Annotated in this window: 21 protein-coding genes; 9 read left to right on the forward strand and 12 right to left on the reverse strand. The window is 60.2% G+C overall.

All coding sequences use genetic code 11. The features are described from left to right. Positions 1-381: 381 nt before the first annotated feature. Complete coding sequence (locus tag CIT25_RS32825; protein WP_095489275.1) at positions 382-981, reverse strand: TetR/AcrR family transcriptional regulator; 600 nt, start codon at positions 979-981, stop codon at positions 382-384. Positions 982-1,094: 113 nt separating this feature from the next. Between CIT25_RS32825 and CIT25_RS32830 the strand changes: the two genes are divergently transcribed. Continuing rightward, positions 1,095-1,538 carry an OsmC family protein gene (locus tag CIT25_RS32830; protein ID WP_095489276.1) on the forward strand — a complete coding sequence of 148 codons (444 nt, stop codon included), beginning with the start codon at positions 1,095-1,097 and terminating at the stop codon, positions 1,536-1,538. Between the two features lie 17 nt (positions 1,539-1,555). Next, a complete protein-coding gene (locus tag CIT25_RS32835; RefSeq protein WP_095489277.1) occupies positions 1,556-1,942 on the forward strand; it encodes a nuclear transport factor 2 family protein in 387 nt (128 codons plus the stop codon). 218 nt (positions 1,943-2,160) lie between these two features. Here the strand turns inward: CIT25_RS32835 and CIT25_RS32840 are convergent, their stop codons facing one another. Then, positions 2,161-2,772, reverse strand: a complete 612-nt coding sequence (locus CIT25_RS32840; RefSeq protein ID WP_095489278.1) for a LysE family translocator — start codon at positions 2,770-2,772, stop codon at positions 2,161-2,163. Between the two features lie 277 nt (positions 2,773-3,049). On the opposite strand from CIT25_RS32840, the gene CIT25_RS32845 reads away from it, so the two are divergent. After that, positions 3,050-3,895, forward strand: coding sequence for a class I SAM-dependent methyltransferase (locus CIT25_RS32845; RefSeq protein ID WP_095489279.1), 846 nt, complete (start codon positions 3,050-3,052; stop codon positions 3,893-3,895). Positions 3,896-4,369: 474 nt separating this feature from the next. Continuing rightward, a complete protein-coding gene (locus CIT25_RS32850; RefSeq protein ID WP_095489323.1) occupies positions 4,370-5,668 on the forward strand; it encodes a metal-dependent hydrolase family protein in 1,299 nt (432 codons plus the stop codon). Between the two features lie 8 nt (positions 5,669-5,676). On the opposite strand, the gene CIT25_RS32855 is transcribed toward CIT25_RS32850, so the two are convergent. From CIT25_RS32855 to CIT25_RS32875, 5 genes are all read right to left on the reverse strand, one after another. Next, positions 5,677-5,982 (reverse strand): YkgJ family cysteine cluster protein, encoded by a 306-nt coding sequence (locus CIT25_RS32855; RefSeq protein ID WP_245330109.1) that lies wholly within the window; start codon positions 5,980-5,982, stop codon positions 5,677-5,679. A gap of 47 nt (positions 5,983-6,029) precedes the next feature. Next, positions 6,030-6,194 (reverse strand): hypothetical protein, encoded by a 165-nt coding sequence (locus CIT25_RS32860; protein ID WP_095489281.1) that lies wholly within the window; start codon positions 6,192-6,194, stop codon positions 6,030-6,032. Position 6,195: 1 nt separating this feature from the next. Then, a complete protein-coding gene (locus CIT25_RS32865) occupies positions 6,196-6,603 on the reverse strand; it encodes a hypothetical protein (RefSeq protein WP_095489282.1) in 408 nt (135 codons plus the stop codon). Continuing rightward, the gene (locus CIT25_RS32870) at positions 6,603-6,830 is read right to left on the reverse strand and encodes a hypothetical protein (protein WP_095489283.1); all 228 of its coding nucleotides are present in this window, start codon (positions 6,828-6,830) and stop codon (positions 6,603-6,605) included. The genes CIT25_RS32865 and CIT25_RS32870 overlap by 1 nt, the downstream gene beginning before the upstream one ends. Before the next feature lie 342 nt (positions 6,831-7,172). Then, on the reverse strand, positions 7,173-7,382 hold the full coding sequence (locus CIT25_RS32875) for a cold-shock protein (protein WP_010915421.1): 210 nt from the start codon (positions 7,380-7,382) through the stop codon (positions 7,173-7,175). A 550-nt stretch (positions 7,383-7,932) separates the two neighbouring features. Here CIT25_RS32875 and CIT25_RS32880 point away from each other — a divergent pair. Next, positions 7,933-8,112: a CsbD family protein gene (locus tag CIT25_RS32880; protein ID WP_095489284.1), complete on the forward strand. Its 180-nt coding sequence runs from the start codon at positions 7,933-7,935 to the stop codon at positions 8,110-8,112. A gap of 176 nt (positions 8,113-8,288) precedes the next feature. On the opposite strand, the gene CIT25_RS32885 is transcribed toward CIT25_RS32880, so the two are convergent. Next, positions 8,289-9,419 (reverse strand): metallophosphoesterase, encoded by a 1,131-nt coding sequence (locus CIT25_RS32885; protein WP_095489285.1) that lies wholly within the window; start codon positions 9,417-9,419, stop codon positions 8,289-8,291. Positions 9,420-9,546: 127 nt separating this feature from the next. On the opposite strand from CIT25_RS32885, the gene CIT25_RS32890 reads away from it, so the two are divergent. Continuing rightward, positions 9,547-10,134: a hypothetical protein gene (locus CIT25_RS32890; RefSeq protein WP_095489286.1), complete on the forward strand. Its 588-nt coding sequence runs from the start codon at positions 9,547-9,549 to the stop codon at positions 10,132-10,134. Positions 10,135-10,166: 32 nt separating this feature from the next. On the opposite strand, the gene CIT25_RS32895 is transcribed toward CIT25_RS32890, so the two are convergent. Beyond that, positions 10,167-10,868 (reverse strand): TetR/AcrR family transcriptional regulator, encoded by a 702-nt coding sequence (locus CIT25_RS32895; protein WP_167391119.1) that lies wholly within the window; start codon positions 10,866-10,868, stop codon positions 10,167-10,169. 82 nt (positions 10,869-10,950) lie between these two features. Here CIT25_RS32895 and CIT25_RS32900 point away from each other — a divergent pair, with 82 nt between their 5' ends. Next, on the forward strand, positions 10,951-11,721 hold the full coding sequence (locus tag CIT25_RS32900; protein ID WP_095489287.1) for an NIPSNAP family protein: 771 nt from the start codon (positions 10,951-10,953) through the stop codon (positions 11,719-11,721). Positions 11,722-11,771: 50 nt separating this feature from the next. On the opposite strand, the gene CIT25_RS32905 is transcribed toward CIT25_RS32900, so the two are convergent. Further along, positions 11,772-12,734, reverse strand: coding sequence for a glycosyl transferase family 90 (locus tag CIT25_RS32905; protein WP_095489288.1), 963 nt, complete (start codon positions 12,732-12,734; stop codon positions 11,772-11,774). A 27-nt stretch (positions 12,735-12,761) separates the two neighbouring features. On the opposite strand from CIT25_RS32905, the gene CIT25_RS32910 reads away from it, so the two are divergent. Then, positions 12,762-13,904 (forward strand): UDP-galactopyranose/dTDP-fucopyranose mutase family protein, encoded by a 1,143-nt coding sequence (locus CIT25_RS32910; protein ID WP_095489289.1) that lies wholly within the window; start codon positions 12,762-12,764, stop codon positions 13,902-13,904. Positions 13,905-13,963: 59 nt separating this feature from the next. Beyond that, entirely contained in the window at positions 13,964-14,962 is a 999-nt protein-coding gene (locus tag CIT25_RS32915) for a glycosyltransferase family 8 protein (RefSeq protein ID WP_095489290.1), read from the forward strand. 56 nt (positions 14,963-15,018) lie between these two features. Here the strand turns inward: CIT25_RS32915 and CIT25_RS32920 are convergent, their stop codons facing one another. Together CIT25_RS32920 and CIT25_RS32925 are read right to left on the reverse strand one after the other, a co-directional pair. Then, the gene (locus CIT25_RS32920; RefSeq protein ID WP_095489291.1) at positions 15,019-15,951 is read right to left on the reverse strand and encodes a hypothetical protein; all 933 of its coding nucleotides are present in this window, start codon (positions 15,949-15,951) and stop codon (positions 15,019-15,021) included. A 163-nt stretch (positions 15,952-16,114) separates the two neighbouring features. Then, complete coding sequence (locus CIT25_RS32925) at positions 16,115-17,122, reverse strand: NAD-dependent epimerase/dehydratase family protein (RefSeq protein WP_095489292.1); 1,008 nt, start codon at positions 17,120-17,122, stop codon at positions 16,115-16,117. Positions 17,123-17,222 lie beyond the last annotated feature (100 nt).

A 17,222-nucleotide genomic window follows, 5' to 3' on the forward strand; every position in this document is an offset into this window, starting at 1 on the left:
CGTGCGCACGGCTCTCCAGGATGCGGCCTCGGTCGCCGGCCTGCTGGTCACCACCGAAGCCATGATCGCGGAGGCTCCGAAGAAGGAGTCGGCTGGCGGCGGCATGCCAGGCGGCATGGGCGGCGGCGGCATGGGCGGCATGGGCGGCATGGATTTCTAATCCAACCCATCAGCCTTCAGATACGGAAAGGGCGCCGAAAGGCGCCCTTTTTCGTTGCTATCGGACGATCATGCTCTGAGGTGACCCGAGAGACGTGTCGGATTGAGGAGCTTGATCACAAGCAAGGGGCGCGCATTCTACACGGGCGCGGCGGCGCAGAATCGCCGAGCGGTATCGGCAGGGCTCCACGCCGGCTTCGATGCGATGAAGGCCATAAAATATCAGCGTGCGGCTACAGCGACCTCTTTGGCCGGCAAGGCACCTTCTATCAGCGCGGCGACTTCATCGGCCACCGCCAGCACCGGGGCGCGGTCGCGGGTGGCGCGCGCGATCACCATCAGCCCTTCCAGCGATGATTCGACAAGCAACGCCAGAGCGTGAGCGCGGCGCTCGGGCACCCCTGCCCTGACGAAGGCCGCCTGCAGCAAGCCTACCCATTGCTGGAAAGCCGACCGGCATAATTCGGCCAGCTCCGGCATGTCGGCCGGCGAGTCCAGCACTACAGGCGCGACCGGACAGCCAAGCGTGAACTGGTTGTCCTCCAGCATGCGTGCGACCGCCTGGTAGATGTGGTGGACGGCCACCGCCGGGTCCTGCTCGGCGGCGAGCGCCTCACCCATCCATTGCGTGACCTTTTCGACGCTGTCGCGCGTCACCTCGATGACCAGTTGGTCCTTGCCGCCCGGAAAATGAAAATAGAGCGATCCTCTTGGCGCACCGGAGGCGCTCAAAATGTCGTTGAGCGAGGTGCCGTGATAGCCGCGCTGCCTCAGCAGCAGCGCCGTCGCCTCGATCATGCGGGTGCGGGTATCGTTCGCCATGTCAACCTCTGTCAGGAGTGAGCACTATAGGCCTTGCGCCGAATATGACAATCGGTCTATATATTATGTAGATCGGTCTATATATTGGATTTCATCGAAGAGGAGAAAAGCGAATGACCATCCGTGAAGCAGAAGCCCAATGGCAAGGGTCGTTGAAAGAAGGTTCGGGCCGGCTTCGGCTCGGCAGCGGCGTCTTCGAAGGTGCATATTCCTTCCCGTCGCGCTTCGAGAACGGTCCCGGCACGAACCCCGAGGAACTGATCGCGGCGGCGCAAGCCGGCTGCTTTTCGATGGCGCTGAGCGCCATAGCCGGCAGCGGCGGCCATGTCCCCGCACGGATCCACACCGTCGCCAAGGTGCACCTCGGCACGAGCAAGGCGGGACCGACGATCATCCGCATCGATCTTGAAACGGAAGCCGAAATCCCGGGCCTGGCGCCCGAGGAATTCCAGCGCCTTGCCCAGTCTGCGAAAGCGACATGCCTGGTCTCACGCGCTTTGGCTGGTGTGGCTGACATCACGCTCAAGGCCGACTTGGTCACGGCCGCGGAGAAATGAAATCAGGAGATACTGAGATGAAACAGGATAGCATCATGGTTGTCCATCCAGACGACCAATCCAGACAGACGGCCGAGATCATGCGGCGCTACAACGACATGTTCCAGCTTCATGATCCATCGACACTCCCGGGCCTGGTCGCAGAGGACTGCGTCATCGAAAATACCGTGCCGGCGCCGGACGGCGCCCGCCATGCCGGCCGGGAGGCGTGCGTGCGCCTGTGGTCGGCGATAGCCAGCGAACCCGGCACCCGCTTCGACATCGAGGAGACCTTCGTCGCCGGTGAGCGGGCGACAATCCGCTGGCGTTACTGGCGTGCCGACGGCAACTCCATCCGTGGCGTCAATCTGATGCGCGTAGCGGACGGGCTGATCGTCGAGGCGATGGGTTATGTGAAGGGATAGGTTTGGCGCTGCCCCCTCATTGCCCTGCCGGGCATTTCTCCCCGTATAGTGACGGGGGAAAAAGCTGCCTTCGCGAAAGATTTCGCCAATCTCAAGCGTTAAAGGAAGGATGCCAGGTTGCGGCCAGCCCCCTTCTCCCCGTCCTAGACGGGGAGAAGATGCCGGCAGGCAGATGAGGGGCGGCGCCAGCTTCGACGACTGCCCGCGATCCTTACTGTCTACCGGTCCGTCAGCGCCAGTTTTGCGCCGAGCGCGACGAAGGCGCCGGCGAAGGTGCGGCGCATCCAGGTCAGCACCATCGGCCGCGATACGACATGGCTGCGGATCGAGGCGGCGAAGATGCCGTAGCCGACGAAGACGACGAAGGTCAGAAGCATGAAGACGGTGCTGAGCTCCAGCATCTTCGACAGCGCATGCGGTTCGGTGGTGCTGACGAACTGCGGCAGGAAGGCGAAGAAGAAGATCGACAGCTTCGGGTTGAGGATGTTGATGAGGATGCCCGAGGTGATCACCTTGCCTACCGAGCGCGGCGCGACATCCTGCCCGACGTTCAAGCCGCCGCTCTCCTTCAACGTGTTCCACGCCATGTAGAGCAGGTAGGCGACGCCCAGATATTTGATCGTCTCGAAGGCGAGTGCGCTGGTGTGCAGCAACGCCGCCAGCCCGGTGATGGCGGCCGCCATATGCGGAATGATGCCGAGCGTGCAACCAAAAGCAGCGACAATGCTGGCGCGCGCGCCACGCGAAAGCCCGGCGCTCAGCGTATAAAGAACGCCGGTGCCGGGCGAAGCCACGACAATCAGCGACGTCAACAAGAATTCGATGCTCACGGCTGGTCTCCCGGCGTTGTCCTGCCACCGGCAACGTAGCCAGCGAAACGCGCGGGCACAAGCCAGCCCGAGGGCCGTTAGGCCTCATTTCGAATTTCGGCTCACGACCCTTCTTTGCCCTTTGTTCGGAGGACTTCTAAGGCAAGCATTGACCCCTGAAGCGACATTCGCATTGAGGTCAACAGCGAGTCTGATTGACTGGCTGCCGCATCGGCGCATAGTCGTCGACTAACGCGATGTCCCCTTTGGGGAACAGTCGTATGAGGGGAGGCAAGCCATGGAAGTCGCAGGTGGCGCTCGTGCCGACGTCCACGTCCCGTATATTCTCGTCCATTCCGATCGCGAGATCAGGCGTCTCAGCCATCAGGCGGGCATCATTAACCCGATCACGCGAAGAATCTTGCTGTCTGCGGGCATAAGTCCCGGGATGCGCGTGCTCGACGTCGGCTGTGGCGCGGGCGACGTTACATTCCTGGTTTCCGAGATGGTAGGCAGCGAAGGTCAGGTCATCGGCGCTGATCGGGCTCCAGCGGCCCTTGCGGCGGCGGAGGGGCGCGCGGCGACGCATCCGATCCAGAATGTCAGCTTCCGTGAAGGCGATCCCGCGGCACTCTCGTTCGACCGACCGTTCGACGCCGTGATCGGCCGCTATGTTCTGATGTTTCAAGCCGATCCTGTGGCCATCCTGCGAGGCGTCGCTCGCCATCTCCGGCCTGGAGGGATCATCGTCTTCCATGAGCCGGATTGGGACGGCTGTCGATCCAGCCCGCCGGCGCCGACCTACGACGACTGCTGTCGATGGATCGTCGAGACGTTCCGGCGCAGCGGTATCGAGACCAACATGGGTATCAAGCTCGATGCGGCATTCCGCGCGGCTGGATTGACCGCGCCCTCAATGCACTTGGAGGCGGTCGTTGGAGGAACCAAGAGCGGTTTCGGATGGTCACACCAGACCGCTGAACTCATTGTCACGATGCTGCCGGAAATCCAGAGCCGGGGAGTTGCGACGGCCGCTGAGGTCGATATTGAAACCTTGGGACAGCGCATGCAGCGCGAAATCGAGGCGGGTAGCGTGATCGTGAGCCGCTCGGAAGTGGGCGCCTGGTCGCGTGCCCCGACCTAGCCATGACAAAACTGGAGCGACAGGGTAGCCCGTAACAATCCTTCTCCTGGGTTCTGGGCTGCTGCCTTGCAGGAAGACCAAGGCGAATGTCCCGCTCCTGGCAACGTGCTTGTTCTCGCAGATGAACCGAACAGCGACTTCCCACCCATCCCGGGCGCTCCCTCGTCTGATCGCTTCCTCAGGCGAACCATGCACTGCTTGCCCTGGTATCACCATGATCGGCCTGACCTTCGAACGACCCCTCGCTGCGAAAGAAACCAGTCTGGAACGCTTCTTGACGACGATGCCGTATAAGCTAGAACTTGTCCTTGCGCCGTGACCACCTCCTCCTGAAGCAGGATAACCGTCATGTGTCACAAATCCTTTGGATCGCAGGAGCTGACAAAAGGCGAGGTCGTGGCGCATGCCGTGTCCTTCGCCGCAGCCGTTTTCTCTGCCCGCACGGCTTTCATGATCCTTCGCTCAGGCAGAGAAATGCTTGCGGCAGCCCTCGTGCTCGGACTTTGCGCAACTGCGGCCGCTGACGACGTGCTTTTCGAAAACGTCCGCATCTTCGACGGAAAAGGCGCTGCACTTTCGGCCCCATCCAATGTGCTGGTCGAGGGCAATGTGATCGCGCGGATCTCGACAAGTCCCATCGCGGCCGAAGACGCGCGGCGCATTGCCGGCAACGGGCGAACGCTAATGCCGGGGCTGATCGATGCGCATTGGCACGCAATGCTGATTGCGTCCACGCCGGCAGAGGCGATGGGCGACGTCGGCTTCGCCAATCTTGCGGCCGGCGACGAGGCAACGGATACGCTGATGCGCGGCTTCACCACCGTTCGCGACGTGGGCGGGCCGGCGTTCGGCCTCAAGCGCGCGATAGATCAAGGCATCATAGCGGGACCACGCATCTATCCGTCCGGAGCCATGATCACCGTGACCAGCGGGCATGGGGATTTCCGCCAGCTCAGCGATTTGCCTCGGACGATCGGCGGCTTGTTCACTCCCATGGAGAGGAACGGCGGCAGCATAGTTGTGGACAGCCCCGACGAGGTGCGTTTGCGTGCCCGCGAGCAGTTCATGCAGGGGGCCGCGCTGCTGAAGTTGACAGCGGGCGGCGGAGTGTCGTCGCCCCACAGCCCGCTCGACGTCACCACCTTCACCGAGCCCGAACTGCGGGCCGCCGTTGAAATTGCCGAAAATTGGGGCACCTACGTCGCCGCGCACGCCTTCACCTCGGATGCGATCCGGAAGGCTATCGCGGCTGGCGTTAAGTGCATCGAACACGGCTTCCTCATGGACGAGACAACCGCCAAGCTGATCGCCGAAAAGGACATTTGGCTGAGCTTGCAGCCGCTTCCAGAATTGATGAGGACAGGCCTCCGGGAGGGTTCGGTCGAGCGAGCCAAGGCCGATGAAGTGTGGCCGGGCATTGGCAGGACCTACGAACTCGCCAAGAAATACAAGATCAAGACGGCATGGGGCACCGATGTCCTGTTCTCCCGCGCGTTGGCGAAGCAGCAGGGGGCAATCCTGGCGTCGCTCGTCCGTTGGTACACGCCTGCCGAAGCGCTCGTCATGGCGACCGGGACAAATGCCGAGCTGCTCGCGCTGTCGGGCCGTCGCAACCCCTATCCGGGGAAACTCGGCGTGATCGAAGAAGGCGCGCTCGCGGACCTCCTGCTCGTCGAAGGCAATCCGCTGGAGAACCTCGACGTGGTGGCCGATCCAGCCAACAACTTCAAAATCATCATGAAAGATGGCCTGATCTACAAAAACGCTATCTAGGCCCGTTACTACAGCGTCGACAGCCCATGCGCCTTGCGCGCCATCAGGCAATCGTCGCCACCGGGCATGCAGGCGCGGCAGACGTCCGGTCGGACCTCGTAGATGCCACAGGCGGTCGACTTGCCGACCTCGCCGGAAAGCGCCGAGCAGCGCACGCCGTCGCAGCGCATGCCGGCTTCGTCGGCAGCCACATAGTCTTGCGGGATCCGGTCGAGCTGAGCGTCATCCTCAGTCGAAAAGCGGGGCCATTCGGCCGAATAGGAACAGCAGGCGCCGCAGCTCTGGCAATCGAAGAGAGGGGCGGCGCTCGCCAGGGCAAGCGGCCCTGACGCAACGGGATCGGCGTTTCGCGGCAAGGGCGCTATTTCTTCTTCCTGGTCTTGCGCGATGCGACATCCGCCGGCGACTTGAACAGATCGGTCGCGGCCTCGGCGGTGACGTCGGCTTTCGGCGCGGCGGCCGGCTTGGCCGGCTTGGCGGCAGCGGTTGCTGCCGGCTGATCCTTGGCGGAAAATTTTATGGCCATATCAATCCTCGTCAGAGAAACGCGATGATGGCGCATTCGGGTTGCGAAGGCGGCCGATCAGCGCCGAGACCGCCGTGATGTTCATTTCCTCGGGCGACCAGTTCCTGGCCTCCTCGATGTGCCGGGGCGCCAGCTCGCGATGCGTGCTGCCGCTATAGGCGGCATCCTGATGGGTGACCCGCTCATGGGTCTTGGCATTTTCGCGGACATACTCGATCAGATAGTTCGGGCATTCGGAGCGGCCACGCACGCCGAGCCTGACCTGGGCATCGCCATGGGCGCGCCTGCAGCGCTCGAGCTTTTCGAGCACGCGGCGGACATATTCGACCGGCTTGTCGAGTTCTCCCACGACATCGGCGATGGTCGAATCGGCGGCGATCGCCTTTTGCGGGACGCGCTTGGTGGCCATCAGCGTTTGCCCACGCGCTTCGGCGAGGCGGGGAGCGCGGCGGCCGCAGCCATCTCGTCGGCTTCCTTTTCCAGGCGCAATTCGCGCAGCCGCGCGGTCTTGGCTTCCCGGGCCTGGCTGACAGCATCCTGTTCGGAAATGATGCGGTTGAGCGACATGGACTGGGTCTGGGTCTTGCTGAAGATGGATTCGGCCTGGTCGCGGGATTTCTTTGAAGTGGCGGTCAAGGTCTTTCTCCCGGTTCGGAGCGTAATGCCGAAAATGGCGAGACCGGTCTTTCGACCAGGACCACGCACAAAGCAATACGGCAGTCGGATTCAAATTGCTGGAGCACCCTTAACACGTTCAAGCGAACGCGCGGTGCTCTTTTCGAACTTTTGAAGCGCCCCAAACGCAAAAGGCCAGGCATTGCCTGACCTTCCGCTGGAGCGCCGCGCGTCCTTTTGGACGCGCTGACACTTTTTCATCTGCGCATGATCCTTCGGAAACGAAGTCTCCGGGGTCACGCTGGAATCCGCCATTCACCGGTGCCGGTACATCCGTGGTCACCGGCGAGGCTGAATTCCGTTTTAGGCCGCCTTCAACTGATCGGCGGACATCTTGCCCGACTTGTTGTCGCGGACCATCTCATAGCCGAGCTTCTGGCCCTCGACGATGTCGCGCATTCCGGCGCGCTCTACGGCCGAGATGTGGACAAAAACGTCGGCGGAGCCGTCGTCAGGTTGAATAAAACCAAAACCCTTGGTGGCGTTGAACCATTTAACTGTGCCTGTGCTCATAACGAACCCTTTCCGTGGCAAATATTCATTCGCCGTCATGCGAATGCACAACAACGTTTGTCTCGATTTTGATGGGGGAAGTTCGTCAAAGGCGCGCCTGAGCACGCGGATAACAAAAGTCAGTCAAACAAATATCGACGAATTTCTTATAGACTTCTTTTGACGCCGTGTCAATTTTTGCTTTCGCCGCCCGGCGGACCGATCGCCGCCAGCTTGGATTAAGCAAGGATTCGATGGCGGATTTGGCGCCGAAACCGGTCGAGCGTCAGCTGTCGAAAAAAATCGCACCATGCCGGGAACCATTTTGGCATCCATGCATTTTGGGTATCGTCAGCAGTTCACGAGAGCAATCTCAGGAAAGGCTGACACAAAGGACGCCTCCCGTGCAATAAAACGCGCGAGGGGCGTTCTTTTATGGCGAGCGGCAATCGCCGCTTAGCGCCGGCGAGCCGGACGGCTCCGGCCATCGCGGACCCGTGGCCTCGGAACCGAAAAACCAGCCGCCCGTTTGCCCAGGACAAAGGCAAATTAAACCCCAGGAGATGCGGCCATGGTGAACAAGGATCAGGTTGCGGGCCTAGCCAAGCAGATCAAAGGCTCCGTGAAGAAAGCCGCCGGCAAGGCCACCGGCAACAGGCGCGTCCAGGCTGAAGGCTCGGCCGACAAAATCGCCGGCAAATTGCAGAAGGCCTATGGCGACGTGAAGGACAGGGTCAGAAAGGCGCTCTGATCGCTGCGCTGCCGCTTTCAACAGCGATGAGGAAGCGGCTTAAGAGCGGTTCAGCTTTTGATAGAAGCGCCGAACCGCTCTAAGTGTTTGCTTTTACGCAATTCCGGACGGAAAACCGCTACGCACTTTTCCTGGAATTGCTTTAGGCGGTTTGCTGTCTGCTTCAGTTGCCGCCGTTAGAAGTTCAGGCTCTTCGAGAAAGCGTTGGTGAAGGCGACCTCGCCATGATCGCCGATGGCTTCACCAAGCACCACGTCCATGCTGTCGCTGGTCACCCGCGCCAGCGCGAAGCCGCCCATATAGGCGGCCTTCGGCTTGAACAGATCGACCCCGTCGCGGCGGTAGATCATCGGCACCTCGTGCTGGTGACCGTGCAAGATAGCGACGACATTGTAGCCCTTCAGCGCCGCCAGCAGCGCCTGCCGGTCCGCTTCGCTCCACCAATGCGGCGGGCCAGGACCGTCATCGTCGAAGGTTCCTTTGGCGGCATCCCATCGTTCGATCGAAAAAACATCCCAGCCATAGTGTTGGAAGAGGATGACGGGGCGGCCATCCGCCGCATAGGTCGCCAGATCCTGCTTCAGCCATGGCAGGCTGGAGAGCGCGCCATGGCCGGTGTCGCCGGCAAAACGGTGCGTCTGGATGAGATGCAGGCCACCCCAGTCCCAGGAATAGCAGTCGGTATCGACATCGTAGTCGGTCGCCGGCACCGGCGGCTTGAAGAACACGCCCGGGCGGTGGTTGACCTCGACATAGTCTCGCAATTCGCGCCTATACCAGTCGACATGAGGTGGCGGGCCATTCTGGTCGAGATCATGGTTGCCGAGCCCGACATAGACCGGCATGTGCACGCGATCCGGGCCGACGCCTTGCTGATAGCGCTGGCTGAACTGGAGAAGCTGCGTGCCCTCGCTGGGCTGGGTGATCTGGCCGCCGCCATCGTCGGTCATGTCGCCGCCGACGACGAGGCCGAGCGGCGTGGCGATGCGGCTGCCGGCCGAACGGAAGCCGGTGGCGACGCCGTTGATTTCGGCCGGCCATTCCTTGTCGTCGATGGCGTTCAAGGCGGCGATACTGCGCAGCAAGGCAGCGTCGGTCTTGCCTTCCTGCTGGCAATTGGGGCTCAGCCCGCTGGCCATGCGGCAGGCATGGACATCGGCGATAAACAGGAAGGTGGCGTCGACGGGCGGACTGCGCTGCCCGGTCTGACCGAGCGCCGGTCGCGCAACGGCGCCGGCCGCAGCAAACCCTACCGCCTGCGCCAGGAAGCTGCGCCGGGAGAGTGATCCTGCCGAGATGCGATTCATGGCGCGAAATTCAGCACAGCCGGCGCCTCTTCGTCTAGTTGCCTCGAACAGTATGTCGACACGGTGCCGCAGGTCTGGCATTCCTTCCCGGTGCTGCACTCAACTTACACGGGCAGAGGAGGACGCCATGAAGACTATATCCATCGGCACGACACTCACAATCCTGGCGAGCGCCGCTCATGGTGCCGAGTGCATCGACGCCAAAGCCGCCAAGGCCGGCTTCGTTCTCGAAAGGCCCGGCATCCATAGCGAGTTTCGACCGGCGGCGGGTGGAATGGTGTCGGTTGCCAACGAATACCAATCCCAATCGCCGCAGACGCAGTTTCTGTTCGGCGGCCTGATCGAGGTGTTTCGCGACAGCGAGACCGGTCAGCTTGCCATGATCCCGCTTTCCGATCTCAGAAAGCTGTTTCCGCTCAAGGCCGGGGCGAAAAGCAAGACCGTATTCGTTCGCCTCGCACCCGACAAACAGCCGAAGGGCACTGAGACGCTCGAGATCAACGTCAAGGGCAAAGAGACGTTCGGCCTGGGCGACTGCAAATACAACGTGCTCGCCGTCAGGCAGACGATCAAGAACGAGGCCGGCAAGACACAGGATGAATTCACCGCGCTCTACGCGCCCGACCTGCAAGCCGTTCTGGCCAGGCGCTATGACGAGGGCACCAACGCCGAAAGCGTGGTCGGCTACGAGATCATCAAACCGCTACCGAATTAGGCTCCGGCAGGGCAGAGGGCTGACGCCCGGCATCAAACGACCCTGTGCTGCCGCAGCAGCACCCTGCGACGTCGCTTCGCAATTGCTCCGCCCTTGGAGGACGAAGCTGGGGAAGCTCCCTGCTCCAGCGCGTTCAGGCAATCGCGCAGCACACCGGAATCCTGCGCCGTCTTGGCCATCGACATGGCGCCGGAATAGGTGGCGGCCGCGAGCGCGGCGAAGCGCTGCGGATCGGTGTCCTGCTCCCTGCCCGCTTGCTGGTCGGCCCTGATCTTGTCAGCGATCGCCTCGCGCCATGCCGAAAAAATGGCGGCAAGAGCAGCGCGAAAATCCGGATCGGCGAGCGACAGTTCATGCGCCAGATTGTTGAGCGGGCAGCCGCGCACGAAACCCTGCTGCTCCAGTTCCGTTGCCACGGCCTCGAACACGCTGCGCACGCCCTCGCGCGCCGAGCCAGCCGCCTGCAGCGGGGCGATCCATGTTTCTTCTACGGCTGCCGCCACTCGCTCCTCGATCACCGCCAGCGCAAGCGCCTTCTTGGTCGGGAAATGATGATGCAGCGCGCCGCCAGTGACACCCGCCGCTGCCATCAGGTCACCGAGGCTGGAAGCGTGGTAGCCGCGCGCCTGAAAGGAGGCTTCGGCGACATCGAGCACGCGTTTGCGCAGGCCTTCCGGGTCGTTGGTGCGTTTCCCGGGCCGCACCTTTGGGCGAGCGGTAATCTCTGCTGACATCTCCACACGATAGCAGATTGACAAAACAGGACAACCGGTCTGTTTTAGAACAGGATGATCACCCTGTTTTGGAGATTACGCGATGAGCCTGCCCCTGAATGCCCCGTCGAAATCCGGCCTCAACGCCTCGCCGGTCGTCGAGCTCAGGCAATACACGCTGAAACCTGGCCGGCGCGAGGCGCTGATCAGCATCTTCGACGGGCACCTGATCGAGGGTCAGGAAACGGCAGGGATGACCATCATCGGCCAGTTCCGCGATCTCGACCGGCCTGACATGTTCGTCTGGCTGCGCGGCTTCGACGGCATGGAAGCGCGCAAAAAAGCGCTGACCGCGTTCTACGAGGGACCGGTGTGGGCCGCTTGGCGCGATGCCGCCAACGCCACGATGATTGACTCCGACGACGTGCTGTTGCTGAAACCGGCATGGCCGGGCGCGGGCTTCGACCTGACGGACTCGCAACGGACAGCCTTGCCGGCTTACGAAAAGCCAAGCAGAGACAACCGCTTGTCGGATATTGTTGTCATTAAGATTCATCATCTGCGGCCCGGCGCCGAAGTCGATTTCGCCAGCCGCTTCGAAACTGATGCCGAGTCCGTGCTGGCGGCACCTGGCGCGCGGCCACTCGCTGCGTTTGTCACCGAGCATGCCGAAAACAGCTTTCCCCGCCTGCCGGTTCGATCAGGCGAAAACGTTTTTATCAGCGTCACGGGTTTCGACAGCGCCGACGCCCATGCCCGTCATGAAGCAGCGCTTGCCGCCGCGCCGGCCTGGCAGGCATTGCAGTCGGACCAGGTCAGACCGACGGAAACGCTGCGTCTTTCGCCCACCTCACAATCGCTGCTCGGACGGTGACCTGTCGTGAGGACGTCTCACGACCCGTATGAAACGTTGCCTTCGTTGGACTACCGTTTCGAACGCGTCAGTTTCCGAAGATTGGACTTCAAATTGCCGCCGGCAGCCACGTGGCCTTCAAGCAAGCGGGCCCATGTGGCCACCGCGGCCGAGCGCGTCAGGTTGGTTTGCGCGAATTGCTGCGCCTCCGCGGCTATTTCGGCCTCCATTTTCGGATTGGCACGCAACCATTCGATACGCTCGACCAGGTCGGACATGTTCCGTGCCACAGGGACGTAGTGACGAAACGGCTCGATGTTCCCGAAGAACCACTCATGCCATGGTCGTTCCTGCATCAGCACGACGCGCTTGGTGTGGAACAGCAATTTCAAGCGCCCGCTATAGCCCGCACCTTCGACGTCAATCATGTATCTGTATGTCGCTACCTGCTCCTCCATGGTCTTGAAAGCGCCAGAATATTGCACGGACGCGGAGTCGTAGTCAGGCGCGGTGTCATAAGCCTCCAGGAGATCGGGCCGGACCGTCGCAGCCTGGACCGTTGCCTTGCGCGCATCGTTCATGCAGCGCCCTGCCCAAAACGCACTGTTCTTGCGCGGCTGCCCTTCCGACGCGACTGCCATCGCCGACGTTTTTTGATCGTAGTCGTCGAATTTCGCCTCCGGCCAGCCATTGAAGATGAAATCAGGCGCGGCAATCTCGGCATAACCGTCTGCCGAAGAAAAGCCGAACCGCGTCCGGAAATACCTGGGTCTTTTTGCAAACGGCACATCGGCCAAGTTGACATAGAAAGATGGGATGCTACGAACGCCTAGCAATGCCAGCGCCTCGGCTATAAGGGTCAGCACTTGTATGTGCCTTTGAAGCCAGACGGCGCGGAAACTTGCCTGCAGCCTTCCCTTGCTGAACCGGCAGTACATTTCACCTCGATTAAGCCTATGCACCAAACCCCGCCCCTGTTCGGCGATGCGAACAGGAATGGGTAGGTTCGGGATCACTGCGTCGAGGCCTGCCATTTCAATGATGCTCTTCTGCGAGGTTATGTGCGGATTTTGATCGTAGGTGCCGGTGTGTCAGGCGCGACTTTGGCCAGATCGCTTGCTGACGCCGGCAATCCGGTTCGGGTTGTCGAGGCAAAGCCGCATCCCGGTGGGCACTGCCACACCGAGCGAGACGCGCGGACCGGCATCATGAAGCATGCGTTCGGACCGCATATCTTCCATTCCGACGATATGGATGTCTGGTCGTTCGTTTCACGATTTGCAGAATTCAGGCCTTTTGCGTTGGAGGTGAAGGCCAATGTGGCCGGGCGGCTGTTCTCGCTTCCAATCAATCTAAACACGTTGAACCAATTTTTCGGAAGGCAGTTCACCGCAGAGGACGCGCAGGCGCATATTCGGAATCTTTCGGTACCACTGGACCATGACCCTCGAAATTTCGAAGAGCAAGCAATCTCAAGTATAGGTGAGGCACTTTATAACGCGTTTTTCAAGGGCTATACGCAAAAGCAGTGGGGGCGTCCACCCGACCAGTTGCCAGCCGATATTTTCAAGCGGTTGCCATTACGCTTTACCAAGGACAACAATTACTTCCACCATTCTCGGATCGGAATTCCGCAGGAAGGCTATACCGCCTTGGTGGAAAAGATGCTTCGACATCCGCTCATCACGGTCGAGTATGATACCAAGTTCCGCCGTGACGGCGGCGATCATGAATTTGATCAGGTCTTTTACACGGGCGGACTGGACGCCTTCTTCAATTTCGAATTCGGACGACTTCCCTACAGGTCGCTGCGATTCGAGGATTTTATCGTGACGGGAGATTTTCAGGAAAGCGCAATCGTGACCTATCCCGATCCCGAGGTCCCATACACTCGGATTTCCGAACACAAAAAATTCGCGCCGTGGGAAACACACGAGAAGAGCCTGTGTTCCCGTGAATTCAGCTTCGAATGCGGCGAAAACGACGTTCCATTCTATCCCGTGAATCTGGCAGCCGGATCGGCGTTGCTGGATCGCTACCGGTATGAGGCCACGCAACTCCGCAACGTGAGTTTCGTAGGCCGCCTTGCGACGTTCAAATATCTCGATATGGACGTTGCCATTGGACAGGCGAGGCATGCTGCGGCAGTCACAATCGGCTGTCTTACCACCGATCTGCCGGTGCCGGCCTTCTTTCAGCCATAAGAAACCAAGAGAGCTACGCGTCAAAGCTTTCCGCCCTGCGGCAGCAAGACAAGTATTTGATGAGCATGCGCTCTGAGGTGAGTCTAGATATGTCGCAAAATCCGTGCTTCTTTTTCGCTGCCGATCAAAATTACTTCCCATACGCTTGCTTGGCCGCGCGCCGTGTGTTGGACGTATCCGGCCCAATCAAGGGCTTTCTTCTTCAGACTGGTGCCGGCGCAAAAGACCTGGAGGTCGGTGAGCGCTTGCTAGGGTCCGCGGTCAGCATCCTCGACGTGTCGAAGTTCATGGAGGCGACGAATTTTGATCCGGGCCATCTGACCTTGGCGACCTATATCAGGCTGTTCGCAGATCAATTGCCTGAGTTCGAGCCTTACGATCGTATCGTCTATGCCGACAGCGACGTGCTCTTCAATCGATCGATAGCCGACCTTACCCACACGCAACTGCACGCGCCGTTGCTGGCCGCTCACGACGAGCAGAGCTATTTCGACGCGAAGTACCGGAAGCACCTGCCGATGAAGCCGGGCGCACCAAAATTCAATGCGGGCGTGCTGGTGTTCAACATGCCGCTGGTGCGGCGAGAGGGGTTGTTGCAGAGAACTCGAGAACTCTCCTCGCAGCATACCTACGGGCTGGATCAAGGCGCGCTCAACGTTGCCTTTGAAGGCAGATGGCAGACTATGCACCCCAACTGGAACGTCATGACGAATTTCAGCAGTCAGATATCGTTCGGCAAGTCGTTCGCGCGTCATTTCACGCGGGGTAAACCCTGGTCGCAGCGTTCAATCGGCGTCGAGCCCGAAGCCTTGGCCATCTATCGCCAACTCGCAAAGGATACGCCTTGGGCCGGTCATTTCGCCCGGCAGCCGCGGTTCGCCCTCAAAAGCTTCACCCGAAAGCTCGATGCCATCACCGGCTTCCTCATCAATGACGAGAAGCGCAAACGAAGGTCCCGGTTTGACGCCGAACAGGTCAGCAGGATTTTTGCCGATCATGCGGACCGGTTCATGATGGCCGCGCAATATCCCGAGCGCGTTGCCGGGATCGCAAGGTAAGACCAAAAGCAGCCAGTCGGCCGGCTAGGCGCGTGTATCGCTCAGTTAGCCGAACATCAGTCGGCAATGCTTGGGGGAAGCGAAATCGTGTATTTCGGTGCCCGGCTCCTTTTGAGCTTGCGCCACGGCCTTAGCCGGTCTTTCAACGGGATCACAGGTGTTTTGTAAGACTGCGGGACAAGGCCGGCGAGCCTATAGTAGCTGTCAAGAATATTGGTTTGAAGCAGACGGCGTTCCTGGGTGAAGAAGCTGAAATGCGCTACGACCAGATCGCCGAGCACTTTGCCCGGGCGATCGAGCATCGCCGGCAGCGTTGCTGATAGCCACTCTTCCTCGCCGCCACTACCGCTCTTCGGCGGAATAAAAAGATCACCCAGTTCCACTATGTCGGATCCAAAGAAGCCGATCGCGTTGATCGAAAAGCGCGACAGCCGGATCTCCCGGTCCGGCACGCGGAAATCGCCGAGTCTGTTGGCTTTGACGGCTTCGATGAAGACCGGGTGAAGCGCCATCGGAAAACTAGCGTGGGCCCACGAGAATTCGCATGCCGCCTGACACGTAAGTGGCCCGTCGACCAAGACCCTGGAAAGATACTTGATCAGCGTGTTGCAGATTGCGTTGTTGATGATCAACGGCGCATACCACAGAGCCGACCCCCTTTCGCTTGCTACCCTCTCCATGAATCTAGGGAAGAAGCCATCTTCCAGAAAAACCACATCGTCGTCGAGGCGCAAATAGAAAGCGTCCGGATCGTCGCAGAAGCGAAAGAAGTCGCCGATCGCGTTGTTGCTGCCATCAGCATCAGGAAGCGTTTTTATCCTGCAACGCGTGTCTGTCGCAGCCAGCTGTTGGAGATAGGCACGATCGACCTCGTTGCGGCAATTGTCCCACAAATGCCATTCGTATACTTCAGGGCTCTTCAGTACATAATGGCTGAGCAGGCGGAGATATTTCTCGCGACCGGCCGGTGTCACAACAATCAATTTCACGAATAGGATGTCCTGTCATAGCCGCGCATCGGCTCGGCTGTTGCCTTGCCGTTTCTACTCCCGGCGAGATGATCGATATCGCCGCTTTGCTCAAACCACAGCGGTGGTCACAGTGCCAAGAGAATCGCCGGCATAAATGTCTCCCTGATCGTCGCGCAGGATTTCACGCACCGCTCACAGGGCGCATCGCAGGCACAGCCGAAGATTCCATGTTGGCCGAGCGCCATTCAGAAACCTGTTCTCGAAACCATTCAAGGGTCAGCCTAACGCCTTCTTGATAGCTGACCTTCGCTCCCCAGTCTGGAAGAACACGCCTGGCCAGAGTCAGGTCCGGGCATCGATTTGTGGGATCCTGGGGAGCTGGCGGATGATGCTCGACCCGGGAACCTGGAACGAGCGAACAGACGAAGTTTGCGATCTCCAGCACAGACACCTCGCAATCGTTTCCGATATTCAAAGTGCCCCGGTACGATATGTTGTCGCGCCAGAAAAAACGCTCCAAACCGTCGACGATATCCTCGACATAACCCCAACTGCGGGATTGAAGACCGTCGCCATAGACCGTCAGGATTCCGGTGGTCAGGGCTTGGCTGATAAAATTCGATATAGCGCGACCATCGTCGATACGAGTTCGCGGTCCATATGTGTTGAACAATCTCGCGACACGGACATCGAGTCCGCTGATGCGCTGAGATTCAAACAACAGCGCTTCGGTGCAGCGCTTGCTCTCGTCGTATGACGATCGGGGTCCTATGCAATCCACCGAGCCCCTGTAGCTCTCCGGCTGCGGAGAGACCAAGGGGTCGCCATAGACTTCCGACGTCGAAGTGAAGCAGAAGCGACCACCCGGTTTGAGTAGCGTCAGAAGATTCAGCGCGCCCCCGATGTTGGCCTTGATCGTGCGTACCGGCTCGCGCATGTACCATGATGGAGAAGCAGGCGACGCCAAGTGCATGATTTCATCGAAGCGCTGGTGCGATGCGAAGCTCTCGGCGTCTTGTACTTCCAGGCTCAGTCGCGGATCATTGATATGCTCAATGTTCTGCTGCACTCCGGTCCACAGATTGTCGACGACAACCAACTTTCCCAGGTCGGCGCGCAGCAACAGGCGATCGACCAAATGCGATCCGATGAAGCCGCAGCCTCCAGACACCAACACGCTCCGCGACATGGAGTTTCTCCTCGACATTCGGCCATTCAACAAACAGCCGAACTGTTTTCTCGGAGGACGCCATACACGCATTCAGTCCAAAGCCATAAGTTTTTCCTGC

The sequence above is a fragment of the Mesorhizobium mediterraneum genome, assembly GCF_002284565.1.
Classification (GTDB): domain Bacteria; phylum Pseudomonadota; class Alphaproteobacteria; order Rhizobiales; family Rhizobiaceae; genus Mesorhizobium; species Mesorhizobium mediterraneum.